Annotated in this window: 14 protein-coding genes; 7 read left to right on the top strand and 7 right to left on the bottom strand. The window is 70.6% G+C overall.

Translation table 11 applies throughout. The annotated features are described in order from the left end of the window. Positions 1-36: 36 nt before the first annotated feature. The 6 genes from ACFW9D_RS14030 to aroQ all read left to right on the top strand — a co-directional run bounded on the left by ACFW9D_RS14030 (position 37) and on the right by aroQ (position 5968). On the top strand, positions 37-615 hold the full coding sequence (locus ACFW9D_RS14030; RefSeq protein WP_188339566.1) for a TerD family protein: 579 nt from the start codon (positions 37-39) through the stop codon (positions 613-615). Positions 616-626: 11 nt separating this feature from the next. Then, positions 627-2534, top strand: coding sequence for a TerD family protein (locus tag ACFW9D_RS14025; protein ID WP_384621521.1), 1908 nt, complete (start codon positions 627-629; stop codon positions 2532-2534). Between the two features lie 238 nt (positions 2535-2772). Then, the gene (locus tag ACFW9D_RS14020; RefSeq protein ID WP_188339568.1) at positions 2773-3762 is read left to right on the top strand and encodes a TerC/Alx family metal homeostasis membrane protein; all 990 of its coding nucleotides are present in this window, start codon (positions 2773-2775) and stop codon (positions 3760-3762) included. Positions 3763-3891: 129 nt separating this feature from the next. Then, entirely contained in the window at positions 3892-4212 is a 321-nt protein-coding gene (locus ACFW9D_RS14015; RefSeq protein ID WP_188339569.1) for a hypothetical protein, read from the top strand. Between the two features lie 97 nt (positions 4213-4309). After that, complete coding sequence (locus ACFW9D_RS14010; protein ID WP_384621516.1) at positions 4310-5410, top strand: calcium:proton antiporter; 1101 nt, start codon at positions 4310-4312, stop codon at positions 5408-5410. A gap of 84 nt (positions 5411-5494) precedes the next feature. Then, complete coding sequence (gene aroQ, locus ACFW9D_RS14005; RefSeq protein ID WP_384621513.1) at positions 5495-5968, top strand: type II 3-dehydroquinate dehydratase; 474 nt, start codon at positions 5495-5497, stop codon at positions 5966-5968. A 37-nt stretch (positions 5969-6005) separates the two neighbouring features. Here aroQ and ACFW9D_RS14000 read toward each other — a convergent pair whose 3' ends face one another. From ACFW9D_RS14000 to ACFW9D_RS13980, 5 genes are all read right to left on the bottom strand, one after another. Beyond that, on the bottom strand, positions 6006-6758 hold the full coding sequence (locus tag ACFW9D_RS14000) for an amino acid ABC transporter ATP-binding protein (protein ID WP_384621510.1): 753 nt from the start codon (positions 6756-6758) through the stop codon (positions 6006-6008). Continuing rightward, a complete protein-coding gene (locus tag ACFW9D_RS13995) occupies positions 6755-7636 on the bottom strand; it encodes an amino acid ABC transporter permease (RefSeq protein WP_188339572.1) in 882 nt (293 codons plus the stop codon). The genes ACFW9D_RS14000 and ACFW9D_RS13995 overlap by 4 nt, the downstream gene beginning before the upstream one ends. Next, positions 7633-8505, bottom strand: a complete 873-nt coding sequence (locus ACFW9D_RS13990; protein ID WP_384621575.1) for an ABC transporter substrate-binding protein — start codon at positions 8503-8505, stop codon at positions 7633-7635. Before ACFW9D_RS13990 ends, ACFW9D_RS13995 begins: the two co-directional genes overlap by 4 nt. 203 nt (positions 8506-8708) lie before the next feature. Then, on the bottom strand, positions 8709-9365 hold the full coding sequence (locus tag ACFW9D_RS13985) for an MBL fold metallo-hydrolase (protein WP_188339573.1): 657 nt from the start codon (positions 9363-9365) through the stop codon (positions 8709-8711). A gap of 9 nt (positions 9366-9374) precedes the next feature. Continuing rightward, positions 9375-10100 (bottom strand): maleylpyruvate isomerase family mycothiol-dependent enzyme, encoded by a 726-nt coding sequence (locus ACFW9D_RS13980; protein ID WP_188339574.1) that lies wholly within the window; start codon positions 10098-10100, stop codon positions 9375-9377. Positions 10101-10388: 288 nt separating this feature from the next. Between ACFW9D_RS13980 and uvrA the strand changes: the two genes are divergently transcribed. Next, positions 10389-13403 (top strand): excinuclease ABC subunit UvrA, encoded by a 3015-nt coding sequence (gene uvrA / locus ACFW9D_RS13975; protein ID WP_384621506.1) that lies wholly within the window; start codon positions 10389-10391, stop codon positions 13401-13403. Positions 13404-13590: 187 nt separating this feature from the next. On the opposite strand, the gene ACFW9D_RS13970 is transcribed toward uvrA, so the two are convergent. After that, positions 13591-14532 carry a carbohydrate kinase gene (locus ACFW9D_RS13970; RefSeq protein ID WP_384621503.1) on the bottom strand — a complete coding sequence of 314 codons (942 nt, stop codon included), beginning with the start codon at positions 14530-14532 and terminating at the stop codon, positions 13591-13593. Between the two features lie 127 nt (positions 14533-14659). Then, on the bottom strand, positions 14660-16039 hold the full coding sequence (locus ACFW9D_RS13965) for an oligosaccharide MFS transporter (protein WP_384621500.1): 1380 nt from the start codon (positions 16037-16039) through the stop codon (positions 14660-14662). Between the last annotated feature and the right edge of the window lie 228 nt (positions 16040-16267).

The following is a 16267-nucleotide window of genomic DNA, read 5'->3' as shown; positions in this document are numbered from 1 at the left end:
CGCGGCAACAGGGGACGGTTCGAGAGGGGACAGCGCGTGGGCATCGACTTGACCAAGGGTCAGGCCATCAGCCTGGAGAAGCAGGACGGAGGCACCCTCACCGCGGTGCGCATGGGGCTCGGCTGGCAGGCGGCCCCGCGCCGCGGCCTGTTCGGCTCGCGCACCCGCGAGATCGACCTGGACGCCTCGGCGGTGCTCTTCGCCGACAAGCAGCCCGTCGACGTGGTCTTCTTCCGCCACCTCGTCAGCGACGACGGCTCGGTCCGCCACACCGGGGACAACCTGGTCGGCGGCGTCGGCCAGGGCGGGGACGACGAGGCGATCCTCGTCGACCTGCAGCGCGTGCCGGTCCACATCGACCAGATCGTCTTCACGGTCAACTCGTTCACGGGGCAGACCTTCCAGGAGGTGCAGAACGCGTTCTGCCGCCTGGTCGACGAGTCGAACGGCCAGGAGCTCGCGCGTTACACGCTGGACGGCGGCGGCCAGTACACGGCGCAGATCATGGCCAAGGTCCACCGTGCCGGAGCGGGCTGGAAGATGACGGCCCTGGGCAACGCGGCCAACGGCCGTACGTTCCAGGACCTGATGCCCGCGATCCTGCCCGCCCTGTAGCGGGGCCCGAGATGGCGGCCGAACTGGTGAGGGGGCAGAACCACCCCCTCACCGAGACCCGTCTGGAGATCCGGGTGTCGGCCGGGCACCCGGTCGTCGCGGGCGCCACGCTCGCCGACGACCGCGGTGCCGTGCACGGCACCGCGCGCGTGGCCCATCCCGGCGCGCCCTCGCTCCCGGGCCTGGAGGTCCCGCGTCAGGCGGCGGCCGACCACCGCATCGCCGTCGACCTCGACGCGATGCCGCAGGACGTGCACCGCGTCACCGTGCTCCTCGCCCTGCCGCCCGGCACCGGCGGCCCGACCCGGTTCGGTGCCGTCGCGGCCCCGTTCCTCGCCGTCACCGGCCTCGACGGCACCGAGCAGGCCAGCTACACGATCACCGACCTCGACACGGAGTCCGCGGTCGTCGCCCTGGAGCTGTACCGCCGAGCGGGCGCCTGGAAGGTGCGCGCGATCGGTCAGGGCTACGCCGACGGCCTCGCCGCGCTCCTCGCCGACCAGGGCCTGACCGACGCGCCCGCCCTGGCCGGCGCCGTCCACGACGCGGTCGCGCGGGGACTGGCCCGAGTGGTCGCGCCGCCGCCCCGGTCGAGCGACGAGACGCAGGTCCGCCAGACGGCGGCGGCCGGCGCCGCCACGGGTGGCCTGCCGCCCACCACGCAGCCCCCGAGCAGCACCCCGTCCTCGGGCGGCCCGATCGACTACAGCCACCCGGGCCGCCAGGCACCCCCGCCGCCCTCGGCACCGGCACCGGCCCAGCCGGACCGCCCCGCGACCCCGGTCGCGGGCGACGCCACCGGCTGGTCCATGGAGGAGCGGCTCTACAACCAGGTCTGGGGCATGTTCGAGGACATGGCCCGCAGCACGGCCGCCTACCGCAGCGCCGTCGACTTCGCCGACTCCCGTATGGAGCAGGAGCTCGACCAGGTCCTCTCCGACCCGCGCAGCCGCATCGGCGGCCAGGCGGACGCGGCGCGCGAGGCCGCCCGGGCCAAGCACGAGGCCCTCGTCGACCGCGCGCGGGAGGCCCTGGACCGGGACCTGGCCCAGCTCGCCGCCGAGGCCGACGTCGTCGAGCCCGCGCTCCCGGCCCCGTACGCCCGCTGGGACAACCCCTGCTGGCACGCCTACCGCAGCCCCATGGAGATGCCCATGGCGGTCCGGCTCGGCGACCTGCGGCTGCCCGAGGGGGACGCCGCCGGGATCGGCATCCCGATGCTGGTGCGGCTGCCGCTGGAGCGCGGCCTGTGGATCGACTCCGGGGCCGCGGCCGGTGACGCGCTCACCGACGCCGACGAGCTGCGCTCCCGCGCGGCCCACACCGCGGTCCTGCACGCGGCCCGGCTCCTCGCCGCCTACCCGGCCGGCGAGTTCAGCGTCCACGTCGTCGATCCGGCCGGCACGGCGGCGGGAGCGCTCGCCCCGCTCGTCGACGCGGGAGTGCTCGCCGGACCGGTGGCCAGGGGAGCGGCCGGTGTCTCCGAGACGCTCGCCCGGCTGACCGAGCGCGTCGACCTCGTGCAGATGGCGGTCCGGGCCGGCGCCGCGGACGCGCTGCCGCCCGACCTGGACATCGCCGAGCAGCTTCTGATCGTGCACGACTTCCCGCACGGCTTCGACGACCGGGCCGTCACCCGGCTGCGCTATCTCGCGGACGAGGGCCCACGGGTCGGCGTCCACCTGATGCTGGTCGCCGACCGCGCGGACGCCGCCGAGTACGGGCCGCTCCTGGACCCGCTGTGGCGCGCGCTGCTCCGCCTGACGCCCGTACCCGACGACCACCTGGCCGACCCCTGGGTCGGGCACGCGTGGACGTACGAGCCGCCGGCCGTCCCGCACGGCAGCGCGGTGCTGTCCCAGGTCCTCGCCGAGGTCGCCAGAGCGCGGACGGACCTCCGAAGGGAAAGAGGTCTCTGATCCCCTGACCTGCAGACTTGGTCTGCACTTTACTTAAACCTTTACCTTCCATGGTGCATTCGGGTACTCTCCTTTACGCGGAGGGGAGTACTCCTTGCGCGACGTTCCCGTCAGTACGGACCCGGCCCGATGCCGTGGATCCCGGGGCGTCGGCCCGCGGCGCGGTCCCCGCGCCCGGGTGGAAGAGACCTCCGGCAGCGACGACGCTGATCAGTAGCCGTACGACGCCGGAGGCGCAGTGGACGTATCGATCACTCTCTGGGTACTGACCGTTCTCGGTCTGTGTGCCCTCATCGCGGTCGACTTCTTCATCGGGCGCAAGCCCCATGACGTGTCGATCAAGGAAGCGGGCATCTGGACGGTGGTCTGGATCGTGCTCGCCGCGCTCTTCGGCGTCGGCATCACGATCTGGGGCAGCGGACAGGCCGGCGGCGAGTTCTTCGCGGGCTTCATCACCGAGAAGTCGCTCAGCGTCGACAACCTCTTCGTCTTCATCCTGATCATGGCGAAGTTCTCGGTGCCGTCCCACCTGCAGCAGCGGGTGCTGCTCTTCGGCGTGCTCATCGCGCTCGTCCTGCGGGCGATCTTCATCGCGGCCGGCGCGGCGATCATCGCCAGCTTCTCGTGGGTCTTCTACCTCTTCGGTGCCTTCCTCATCTACACCGCCTGGAAGCTCATCAAGGAGGCCATGGCGGACGAGGAGGACGAGGAGTTCGAGGAGAACAGGCTCCTGAAGTCCATCGAGAAGAAGTTCGGCGTCGCGGACCGCTACCACGGCACCAAGCTCTTCATCCAGCAGCACGGCAAGAAGGTCATGACGCCGCTCCTGGTCGTCATGCTCGCCATCGGCATGACCGACGTGCTGTTCGCGATGGACTCGATCCCCGCGATCTTCGGCCTCACCCAGGACCCGTACATCGTCTTCACGGCCAACGCGTTCGCGCTGATGGGCCTGCGCCAGCTGTACTTCCTCATCGGCGGTCTGCTGCGCAAGCTGGTCCACCTCAGCTACGGCCTGTCGGTGATCCTCGGCTTCATCGGCATCAAGCTCGTGCTCCACGCGCTGCACGAGTCCGGGGTGCACGTGCCCGAGATCTCCATCCCGGTCTCGCTCGCCGTCATCTGCGGCGTCCTCGTCATCACGACGATCACGAGCCTCATCGCCTCCAAGAAGCAGGCCGAGCGGGAAGCCGCCGAAGAGACTCCGAAGGACAGCGTCGAGGCCTGACCACGACAGGCGTAGAAAACACCAGCACCGGGAGGTGCGGCGTCCGGTTGCCGCACGCGCCTCCCGGTGCTTGTTTGGCTATGAGGGCTGCCCGCCCCGGGGAGCCACGGCACGACGGGGATGGACCCCATGAGCCAGAAATTCGTTCAGATCATCGACTTCGAGACGCAACGCATCGACGAGGTGAGAGCGCTTCTCCTCGACTTCGAGAAGCAGATGATGGCGCAGTCGCCGCGCCCCGACAGCGCGCCCACGCACCGCATGATGCTTACGGACCGGGACACCGAGGGCCGGCATCTCGCCATCGTGGAGTTCGAGTCCTACGAGGACGCGATGCGCAACAACGACCGGCCCGAGATCAACAAACTCAGCGAGCAGCTCGTCGCCCTGTGCACGCGCCCGCCGGTCTTCACCAATTGCGACCTGACCGACTCCCGCGAGCTGAAGTGAGGCAGCCCGCCGCACCGGCACGAGGCCGCCGCCCGGCACACCCCTGACGGCCCGCGCCGAAGTCGCGCCCCCGCCCGCCCCCGGGCACCATCGAGGCATGATCACCAGACTCCGGGCCCTCGCCACACAGTGGTACGTCGTCGTCCCGGTGGTGGCCGTCGTCCTGCTCGGGTTCACCTGGGGGCGCGATCTGCCCGGTGCCGTGGTCGCGATCGCCTCCGTGGTCCTCGCCGCGTCCGTCCTCGCGGCCGTCCACCACGCCGAGGTCGTCGCCCACCGCGTCGGCGAACCCTTCGGCTCCCTGGTCCTCGCCGTCGCCGTCACCATCATCGAAGTGGCTCTCATCGTCACGCTGATGGCCGACGGCGGAGACAAGAGCGCCACCCTCGCCCGGGACACGGTGTTCGCCGCCGTCATGATCACCTGCAACGGCATCGTCGGCATCAGCCTGCTCTCCGCCGCGCTGCGCCACCGCGTGGCCGTCTTCCAGTCCGAGGGGACCGGCGGAGCCCTCGCCACCGTCGCCACCCTCGCGACCCTCTGCCTGGTCCTGCCGACCTTCACCACCAGCAAGCTCGGCCCCGAGTTCTCCACCTCGCAGCTGATCTTCGCGGCCGTCGCCGCGGTCGTCCTGTACGGCCTCTTCGTCGCGACGCAGACCGTCCGGCACCGCGACTACTTCCTGCCGATCACCAAGCACGGCGAGGTCATCGACGCGGACGACCACGCCGACGTGCCGACCACCCGCACCGCCCTGATCAGCCTCGGGCTGCTCGGCCTGGCCCTGGTCGGCGTCGTGGGCCTCGCCAAGGGCGTCTCCAAGACGATCGAGCACGGCGTGGAGGCGGCCGGCATGCCGCACGCCGTCGTCGGCGTGATCATCGCGCTGCTCGTCCTGCTGCCGGAGACCATCGCGGCCCTCCGCGCGGCCCGCCGCGACCGCGTGCAGACCAGCCTCAACCTCGCGCTCGGCTCCGCGATGGCCAGCATCGGCCTGACCGTCCCCGCCGTCGCCATCGCCTCGTTCTGGCTGTCGGGCCCCCTCGTCCTCGGCCTCGGCGCCACACACATGGTGCTGCTCGCGCTCACCCTGATCGTCAGCACACTGACCGTCGTCCCCGGCCGGGCGACCCCGCTGCAGGGCGGCGTCCACCTCGTCATCCTGGCCGCCTACGTGGAACTCGCGGTCACGCCCTGATCCCGCGGACCGATACGCCCCGTTGGGCGGCGCGCCCGCGTGATAGACCCACAGGGAGCAAACGCCCGACGTACGGAGGTCCTCGTGCCGCACACCCTCGCAACCGCCCCGATCATGGTTCTCAACGGTCCGAACCTGAACCTGCTGGGCAAGCGGCAGCCCGAGATCTACGGCCGGGACACGCTCGCCGACGTCGAGGCCCTGTGCGTCGAGGCGGCCGCCGCGCACGGTGCCACCGTCGACTTCCGGCAGTCCAACCACGAGGGCGAACTCGTCGACTGGATCCACGAAGCCCGCGAGAACCACGTCGGCATCGTCATCAATCCCGCCGCCTACTCGCACACCTCCGTCGCGATCCTCGACGCGCTCAACACCTGCGACGGACTGCCCGTGGTCGAGGTCCACATCTCGAACATCCACCAGCGCGAGGAGTTCCGGCACCACTCCTACGTGTCGCTGCGCGCCGACGGCGTGATCGCGGGATGCGGCGTACAGGGCTACGCGTTCGGCGTGGAGCGCGTCGCCGCGCTCGCCGCACCCGGTGCCGCGGGGGCCTGAGCGGTCCACGGGCGCCCGAGGCACGCGCACGCGGCGCTCAGTTCAGACGGCCCGCCTCCACGATGCGGCGCAGGAACTTCCGCGTGCGTTCCTCCTGCGGGTCCTCGAACACCACCTCCGGAGCGCCCCGTTCGAGGACGACACCGCCGTCCAGGAAGCACACCTGGTCGGCGACCTCGCGCGCGAAGCTCATCTCGTGCGTCGCCAGCACCATGGTCATGCCCTCGCCCTTGAGGTCGCGCACGACGTCCAGGACCTCACCGACGAGCTCCGGGTCCAGGGCGGCGGTGATCTCGTCGAGCAGCAGCAGCCGGGGACGCACGGCCAGGGCCCGCACGATCGCCGCACGCTGCTGCTGGCCGCCGCTGAGCCGGTCCGGGTACTCCGTGGCCTTCGCCCCGAGCCCGAGCCGCTCCAGGAGCCCCCTGGCCTCTTCCTCGGCCTTCTCGCGGGGCACGCCGTGCACCCGGCGCGGCGCGAGCGTCACGTTCTCCAGGACGGTCATGTGCGGGAACAGGTTGTAGGCCTGGAAGACCACCCCGATCCGCCGGCGCACCGCGTCCGCGTCCGCGCGCGGGTCGGTGATCTCCTCGCCGTCCAGCCAGATCGCCCCGTCGTCGATCTCCTCCAGGAGATTGGCGCAGCGCAACAGGGTCGACTTGCCGGACCCCGAGGCGCCGATCAGGGCGGTCACGGTGTGCTGCGGCACGTCCAGGTCGACGTCCCGCAGCACCACCGTCTCGCCGAACGTCTTGCGGACGGACTCCATCCGCAGCACCGGCTCGGTCATACGAGACCTCCTTGCGCCCGGCGCCGGTCCATCCGGGCCGTCACCCAGTCGGTGAACCGGGTCATGGGGATCGTGAGCGCGACGAACACCAGACCCGCCACCACGTAGGGCGTGTAGTTGAAGTCCTTGCTCGCGATGATCTGCGCCGCGTACACGGCGTCCACCGCCCCGCCGATGGAGACCAGGCCCGTGTCCTTCTGGAGCGAGACCAGGTCGTTCAGCAACGGCGGCACGACACGGCGCACCGCCTGGGGGATCACCACGTGCCGCAGCGTCTGCCGGTTGCTCAGCCCCAGGGAGCGCGCGGCGGCCCGCTGCGAGGGGTGCACGGACTCGATGCCGGCCCGGAACACCTCGGCGACGTACGCCGAGTACGTGAGCACGAGCGCGGCGCCGCCGAGCAGCACCGGATCCGTCGTCACGCCCTGGAGGCGCAGCGCGGGCACGCCGAAGATGACGAGCAACAGGCAGATGATGAGCGGCAGTCCGCGGAAGAAGTCCGTGTAGGCCGTCGCCAGGGCGCGCAGCGGGAAGAAGACCGGGCCGCGCAGCGTCCGCGCGAGCGCCAGCAGCATCCCCAGGACGAGCACGCACGCGCCGCACACCACAAGAAGGCGCACGTTCAGCCACAGCCCGTCCAGGACCTGGGGCAGCGCCACGCGCGCGTAGTGCGCACTGAAGAACGTCTCCTTCGTCCGCTCCCAGCCGGGGGAGTTGACGACGACGAGGAACAGCACCGCGCCGGTCACCAGGGTGCTCAGCGCCGCCACGGCCGTCGCCCGGCGCGCGCGGACCCGCTTGTGCCGCTCGCGCGCCAGACGGCGCTCCGAGGGTACGTAGGCGTCCTCGACGGCGGACGCCTCCTTGGTGACGGTCACTTGAGCACCGGAGCGTCGACGGCTTCGGAGAGCCACTTCTTCTCCAGGGAGGCGAGCGTGCCGTTGTCGCGGAGCTTGTCCACGGCGCCGGAGACGCACGAGGTCAGCGCGCTCTCCTTGTCGAGCACGAGGCCGAACCGCTCGGGCGTGCCCGTCGTGTTCTCGAACTGGCCCACCACTTCGGCGTCGGTGACCTCGGCGCCCGTGATGTAGAAGGCGGTCGGCAGGTCGACGACGATGGCGTCCACCTGGCCGTTCTTGAGAGCGGACTTGGCGAAGTCGTTCTTCTGGTAGACGGACGGCTTCTGGGTGGGCTTCACGAGGTCGTTGACGAAGTCCAGGCTGGTGGTGCCCACTTGGGCGCCCAGCTTCACGTCCTTGAGGTCGGCGACGCTCTTCGCCTTGGCGGCCTTGGACGTCTTCAGGGCGACGACGGCCTGGCGCACGTCGTAGTAGCCGGACGAGAACGCGACGGCCTTCTTGCGCTGGTCGCTGATCGACACCTGGTTGATGTCGAAGTCGAACTTCTTGGCGCCCGGGGCGAAGGAGCTGTTGAACGGCACGGTCTGCCAGACCACTTGGCCCTTGTCGTAGCCGAGCTGCTTCGCCACGGCGTAGGCGACGGCGGACTCGAAGCCCTTCCCGTTGGCCGGGTCGTCGTCCTCGAACCACGGGGCGTAGGCGGGCTTGTCCGTGCCCACGGTGAGCTTCCCGGAGGCGACCGTGGCCAGCTCGCCCGGAGCGCAGGAGGCGGCCGTCGTGGCGTTCCCCGAGGCCTTCTTCTCGGGCTCGGGGGCGCAGGCCGAAGCGGTGACGAGGACGACGGCGGAGCAGACGGCGAGGCGCGCGACGCGCCGGGCGAGAGGCATGGGCATGGCGGGAGACTGACAGTGCGCGGCCTCACCTGTCGAGATCAGGCCGGCAACTGTCCGCATAGTGGAACGGTGTTGCTGCATTGTGAACAGCGGCCGGCCCGCCCCCACTTGCGCGCGTGCGCGCGTGCTCGCGTGCTCGCGCGCTCGCGCCCAAGTGGGTCCCTACGGGGTCTACGGGGACTACGAGGTCTGCGGGGTCACCAACCGCGGGCGCGCCATTCCGGGAGGCCCGGGCGCTCGGCGCCCAGCGTCGTGTCGTTCCCGTGCCCCGGGTAGACCCAGGTCTCGTCGGGGAGCACGTCGAAGAGCTTCGTCTCCACGTCGTCGATGAGGCTGGCGAACGCCTTCGGGTCCTTCCAGGTGTTGCCCACGCCGCCCGGGAAGAGGCAGTCGCCCGTGAAGACGTGCGGGTGGCCGTGCGGGTCGTCGTAGACGAGCGCGATGGAGCCCGGCGTGTGGCCCACCAGATGGCGGGCCGTGAGCCGCACGTTCCCGAACTCGATCACGTCCCCGTCGGCGACGGTCACGTCCGTCGCCACGGGGATGCCCTCGGCGTCGTCGCGCCCCGCGTACGTGCGCGCGCCGGTCGCCTCGACGACCTCCGCGAGCGCCTGCCAGTGGTCGCCGTGCCGGTGGGTGGTGACGACGGCGGCGATGCCGTCGTCACCGATGAGGCGCAGCAGGGTCGCCGGCTCGTTCGCCGCGTCGATCAGGAGCTGCTGGTCGGTCGCCCGGCAGCGCAGCAGGTACGCGTTGTTGTCCATCGGGCCGACCGCGACCTTGGAGATCATCAGGTCCCGCAGCTCGTGCACGTCCGCCGGGCCGCCGACCTTCACTGCTCCGCTGTACGTCATGGGATCAGCCTATAGCGGGGGCAGGGAGGGCAGCGTGCCCCGGTCGACGGTCAGTGCGCTGCCGTCCCGGCGGCCCGAGAGCCAGCCCAGGAGGTCCGCCTGGCGTCCGCGCACGACGATGCCGAGCGGCGGCACCGCGCCGTCCTCGATCTCCTCCACGGTGGGGCTCTGCACCGCGCCCGTGGAGACCATCCGGCCGTCGTCCTGCTTGATCAGGACCGGCGGCAGGCCCGGGTGGTCGCGGAAGCGCCGGGCGAGGAAGTTGATCTCGCGCTGGGTGAACTCCGCCGAGAGGTCCTCCAGCTCGTAGCCGATCCCGAGGTCCACGTGGTGCAGGTCCACCTCGATCCAGCGGCGGAACGGCACGTTGCCGGCCGCGTCCTTGACGCCGTTGCGCAGCTCGACCGTGCGGGCCCAGTCGGCCTCCTCGGCACCCTTGCGCTGGAACCGCTCGGCGCTCGCCCGCAGGTCCGCCACCTGATCGCGCAGCTCGCGCGGGGCGTCCCGCACGATGTCGGCGTCGCGCGCCTCGGCGCTCGCGTACATCGGCAGGCCCGCGAGAACGTTGACGAGCGCGTCCGCGTTCCGGGAGAGGTGGGCGAGGACGTGGCCCCGGCTCCAGCCGGGCAGCCGTGACGGCTCGCTCACGGCGGCGTTGTCCAGGGTGGCGACAGCGGCGAGCAGCCGGTCGGTCGCTTCGCGTACAGACACCAGGTCGCGCACATGATCACTCATGACGCCGACGATAGTCGGGCCACACGTTCGGGTGAAGGTCGCCTGCCCCTCACTGAAATCGAATGTACGTGCTATAGGCTCGCGTGCGGCGTCGGGCATTCTTGAAGGTCCGGGTTTGTTACCCATCAGGGAATCCGACCGGCGTTGTCAGTGGCTCCCTCTAGTCTTCGTAAGGGCAGTCCTCCCGGGCCTCCCGCGTCCGTCGCGACGCGGCCCGCCCGGGACGCCCGACCTCGGGGGACGGGGGCTCCGCCCCTGTCACTTCACTCAAGAAAGGTGCGGACCGGCGTGGCCGACCGTCTCATCGTCCGTGGTGCGCGCGAGCACAATCTCCGGAACGTCTCGCTCGACCTTCCGCGCGACTCCCTCATCGTCTTCACCGGTCTGTCCGGCTCCGGCAAGTCCTCGCTCGCCTTCGACACGATCTTCGCCGAGGGACAGCGCCGCTACGTGGAGTCGCTGTCCTCGTACGCCCGCCAGTTCCTCGGCCAGATGGACAAGCCCGACGTCGACTTCATCGAGGGCCTCTCACCGGCCGTCTCGATCGACCAGAAGTCCACGTCGCGCAACCCGCGGTCCACGGTCGGCACCATCACCGAGGTCTACGACTACCTGCGCCTGCTCTTCGCGCGCATCGGCAAGCCGCACTGTCCGCAGTGCGGCCGCCCGATCGCCCGCCAGTCGCCGCAGGCCATCGTGGACAAGGTCCTCGAGCTGCCCGAGGGCAGCCGCTTCCAGGTCCTGTCGCCGCTCGTGCGCGAGCGCAAGGGCGAGTTCGTCGACCTCTTCGCCGACCTCCAGACGAAGGGCTACGCCCGCGCACGCGTGGACGGCACGACGGTCCAGCTCTCCGAGCCGCCCACGCTGAAGAAGCAGGAGAAGCACACCATCGAGGTGGTCGTCGACCGCCTCACGGTGAAGGACTCCGCCAAGCGCCGCCTCACCGACTCCGTGGAGACCGCCCTCGGCCTGTCGGGCGGCATGGTCGTGCTCGACTTCGTCGACCTCCCCGAGGACGACCCGGAGCGCGAGCGCATGTACTCCGAGCACCTGTACTGCCCGCACGACGACCTGTCCTTCGAGGAGCTCGAGCCCCGCTCCTTCTCGTTCAACTCGCCGTTCGGCGCCTGCCCCGACTGCACCGGCATCGGCACCCGCATGGAGGTGGACCCGGAGCTGATCGTCCCCGACGAGGACAAGTCGCTGGACGAGGGCGCCATCCACCCCTGGTCGCACGGCCACACCAAGGACTACTTCGGCCGCCTCATCGGGGCACTCGCCGACGCCCTCGGCTTCCGTACGGACATCCCCTTCGCGGGGCTGCCGCAGCGTGCAAGGAAGGCGCTCCTGTACGGCCACAAGACCCAGATCGAGGTCCGCTACCGCAACCGGTACGGGCGCGAGCGGGTCTACACGACGCCCTTCGAAGGCGCCGTCCCCTTCGTGAAGCGCCGCCACAGCGAGGCCGAGTCGGACTCCAGCCGCGAGCGCTTCGAGGGCTACATGCGCGAGGTGCCCTGCCCCACCTGTGAGGGCACGCGCCTGAAGCCGATCGTCCTGGCCGTCACGGTCATGGGGAAGTCGATCGCCGAGGTCTCGGCCATGTCGATCAGCGACTGCGCCGACTTCCTGGCCCAGCTGACGCTGAACGCGCGCGACAAGAAGATCGCCGAGCGCGTCCTGAAGGAGGTCAACGAGCGGCTCCGCTTCCTCGTCGACGTCGGCCTCGACTACCTGTCGCTCAACCGCGCGGCGGGCACCCTCTCCGGCGGCGAGGCCCAGCGCATCCGTCTCGCCACCCAGATCGGGTCCGGCCTCGTCGGTGTCCTCTACGTGCTCGACGAGCCCTCCATCGGCCTGCACCAGCGGGACAACCACCGGCTGATCGAGACCCTCGTCCGCCTGCGCGACATGGGCAACACGCTCATCGTGGTCGAGCACGACGAGGACACGATCAAGGTCGCCGACTGGGTCGTCGACATCGGCCCCGGCGCGGGCGAGCACGGCGGCAAGGTCGTGCACAGCGGCCCCTTGAAGGAGCTGCTGGGCAACGCGGAATCGATGACCGGCCAGTACCTGTCGGGCAAGAAGTCGATCCCGGTCCCCGACATCCGCCGGCCCGTCGACCCCTCGCGCCGCCTGACCGTCCACGGCGCCAAGGAGAACAACCTGCGGGACATCGACGTGTCCTTCCCGCTGGGCGTCCTCACGGCGGTCACCGGAGTCTCCGGCTCCGGCAAGTCGACGCTGGTCAACGACATCCTGTACACGCACCTGGCCCGCGAGCTCAACGGCGCGCGGTCCGTCCCCGGCCGCCACACGCGGGTCGAGGGCGACGATCTCGTCGACAAGGTCGTGCACGTCGACCAGTCGCCCATCGGCCGCACCCCGCGGTCGAACCCGGCGACGTACACGGGCGTCTTCGACCACGTCCGCAAGCTGTTCGCCGAGACCACCGAGGCCAAGGTGCGCGGCTACCTGCCCGGACGCTTCTCCTTCAACGTCAAGGGCGGCCGCTGCGAGAACTGCTCGGGCGACGGCACGATCAAGATCGAGATGAACTTCCTCCCGGACGTCTACGTCCCGTGCGAGGTCTGCCACGGTGCGCGGTACAACCGCGAGACCCTGGAGGTCCACTACAAGGGCAAGTCCATCGCCGAGGTCCTGGACATGCCGATCGAGGAGGCCCTCGGCTTCTTCGAGGCGGTCCCGGCGATCGCCCGTCACCTGAGGACACTCAACGACGTGGGCCTCGGCTACGTCCGTCTCGGGCAGTCGGCGCCGACCCTCTCCGGCGGTGAGGCGCAGCGCGTGAAGCTCGCGAGCGAGCTGCAGAAGCGTTCGACGGGCCGCACGGTCTACGTGCTCGACGAGCCGACCACCGGTCTGCACTTCGAGGACATCAGCAAGCTGATCACGGTCCTGTCGGGCCTCGTCGACAAGGGGAACTCGGTCATCGTGATCGAGCACAACCTCGACGTGATCAAGACGGCCGACTGGATCGTCGACATGGGCCCGGAGGGGGGCAACGGAGGCGGTCTGGTCGTCGCCGAGGGCACCCCGGAGCAGGTCGCGGCCGTCCCGACGAGCCACACCGGCAAGTTCCTCCAGGACGTGCTGGGCGCGGACCGGGTGGGCGACGCCGTGGTGCCGGCGGCGCGGACGCGCAAGTCGGCCAAGAAGGCCGTCGCCGCGGCGGCCAAGGCTCCGGCGAAGAAGACCGCGACCGCGAAGACGGTCAAGACGGCCAAGGCGACCAAGGCGGCTGCGAAGAAGGCGACGAGCCGGACGCGCAAGGCCTGAACCGCGACAACAGAGAGTGCGGGTGCGTGGCGACCCCGTCACGCTCCGTGAAATTTTCGGCGCCCCGTGGGAACTCCCCGCGGGGCGCTGTGCGTTCTCTGATCAACCGGCCGACGCCGGACGCACGTTGACAACTGGAGAGGGAAAGAAGGGAGGGGAAGGCGGGGGTGTGGGCTGGAGGAGGCGGCTACAGGGAGCCGACCTCGGCGGCGTACGGCGGCTCCGCGCCCGCCCGGGAGCACGTGATCGCCGCGGCGCGGGCGGCGAAGCGCAGCAACCGGCTCCAGTGTTCGCCGCTCAACTGCCCGAGCGCGATGGGAGAGAGGGCGTCGAGCGCCGAAAGTCCGTGCAGCAGCGCCGCGTTGACGGTGTCGCCCGCACCGATCGTGTCCACGACGTCCACGTCCTCGCCCGGCACGGAGTGGGTTGCGCCGTCCCGGGTGAAGACGGTCAGGCCCTCGCCGCCGCTCGTGACGACCACGGCCGACGGGCCGGCGGTCAGCCATTCCTGAGGGGTGCCGCCCAGCCACCGGGCGTCCTCCTCGGACAGCTTCAGCAGGGCCGTCGAGGGCAGCCAGCTCTTGAAGCGGGCGCGGTAGGCGTCCGGGTCGGGGATCAGGCCGGCCCGGATGTTGGGGTCGAGCGCCGTGAAGACCCCCGAGGCGGCGGCGGACCGCATCAGCTCCTCGTACGCGGTGGCGCCCGGCTCCAGCACGAGCGAGCAGGTGCCGAACGACACCGCCCGCGTCCCCACGGGCAAGGCGCCCGGCACCGCGAACAGCCGGTCGGCGGTGCCCTCCACGTAGAAGGAGTATCCGGCGGAGCCGTCGGCGCCGATGGAGGCGACGGCCAGCGTCGTCGGCTCGTCGCCCCGCTGTACGGGGGAGACGTCCACGCCGGCCTTCCGTAGCCCGCCGAGAAGGGCCTCGCCGAACGCGTCACGGGACACGCGGGAGCAGAAGGCGACGGGGGAGCCGAGCCGGCCCAGCGCCACCGCCGTGTTGTAGGGGCCGCCGCCCAGGCGCGGAGCGAGGTCGGGGAGCGGGCCCCGGCCCCCGTCCGGCCCGGCACCGGCGTTCGGCCCCTGCGGGACGAGGTCGATCAGGGCCTCTCCGGCGACGACGATCACGGTGGTTCCTCTCGGGTGGTTCGGGGTGGGGCGGCTGCTGCGGAGTGGCGCGGCGTGGTGCGACGGTGTGGAGGTCGGGCGGGGCGGGTGGCACCGCGGGCACGCGCCGATGCCACCCGTGGGCAGGCTAGAGCTTCGCGGGGAGCAGGGTCTCGTGCTCGCCCGACTCCGACGCGTTCTCGCGGCCGGCGGGTGCGGCGAGGGCCGGGTCGGGCAGCGCGCTCCCGGAGAGCGCCTTCGCGTCGGGCCGGAGCGTGAGGACCGAGAGCGCGGTGAACAGGGCGACGACACCGGCCAGCAGGAGATAAGTGCGGGCGAACCCGATGGAGTCGTAGCCGATGCCGGCCAGGGGCGAGATCACGGCCGCGCCCAACTGCGCGGCGAGCTGGAAGCCGACCAAGTAGATCGAGGAGGACAGACGCGACTCGAAGTGCAGGTTGATGTACTTGAAGATCGCGATGAGCATGATCGGCAGTTCGGCGGCGTGCATCAGCTTGACCGCGGAGATGGCGGCCGGATCGGTGACGAGACCGGACAGGCCGATGCGGGCGGCCATGATGCAGCCGGACAGCAGCAGGGACTTCTTGGGGCCGAGCCGGTTCACGAGGAAGGGGGCGAGCGCCATGCCGCCGGCTTCTAGGAAGACCTGCACGGAGTTGAGATCGCTGTACATCCGGTTGCCCTCGCCGGCTGTCGAGAACAGCGAGGCGAAGTACGAGGGGAACATCTGGTCGTACGTGTTGTACGTCGCGGTCACGGCGATCACGAAGAGCAGGAGCCCCCAGAAGGCCGGGTAGCGCAGCAGGGACTTCACGTCGGCCATCGACACGGAGGAGGCGGCGGCTTCCACGGCGGCCGAGCGACGCCCGTCGGTGACCCGGATCGAGACGATCAGGACGAGGAAGACGGCGGCCGAGACGGAGGCGGCCCAGAAGTTGAGACGGGGATCGATGTTGAACAGCCGGCCCGCGAAGAACGTCGCCGCGGCCCAGCCCAGCGAGCCGAACATGCGGGCGCGGCCGAACTCGAAACCGTGGAAGCGGCCGAGGCGCTCCGTGTAGCTCTCCAGCGTGGCGACGGCGACGGCGAACGCCATGGCGAGATAGGCGGCCCCGACCAGCAGGCCGAGGGCGAACTGGGTCTTCAGCAGCGGCCCGTACACGTAGATGTACATGGGGCCCACGAGGAGCATCAGGCCGGAGACCCAGTACAGGAGGTTCTTGCGCAGGCCGAGCTTGTCCTGGAGGTAGCCGTAGACCGGCATGGTGACCAGGCAGCCGATGGCGTTGGCGCTGATCACGAGGGAGCTGCGGCCGGCTGAGAGGCCGATGTCCTGGGTCAGCCAGATGGAGAAGAGTGACCAGGACAGCGACCAGGTCACGAAGAACATGAACAGGGCCGCGCTGACGAGCGTGAAGTTCAGCCGGCGGCGGCTCGGGCCGGTGGCGACTGCGGGGGCACCGTGATGCCCCGTGGTCGGGCCCTGCCCGGTGGTCTGGTCGGTCATGTGCTGCGCTCCCTCGCGCCTGTGGCGCCCGTTCATGATGCCGGAACGAATGGCTCCGCCTGGAGTCCGTGTGCGGCCGCGGACTGCGACCGGGGGTGGGGCGGTGGTGTTCCGGGTGGTTCCCGGTGTTCCGGCGGGCGGTGATCCGAAGTCCCTCGCACCTTTCCTGTCACGTGCTAGGGCGGCACAACTATCACGTGTTAGGTTCGCGAAATCAAGACCTCGCCG

Source organism: Streptomyces sp. NPDC059524 (assembly GCF_042749255.1).
In the GTDB taxonomy this organism is placed as follows: domain Bacteria; phylum Actinomycetota; class Actinomycetes; order Streptomycetales; family Streptomycetaceae; genus Streptomyces; species Streptomyces xanthii.
Note: the sequence above shows the minus strand (reverse complement) of the source record. Positions and strands in the feature narration are given on the sequence as shown.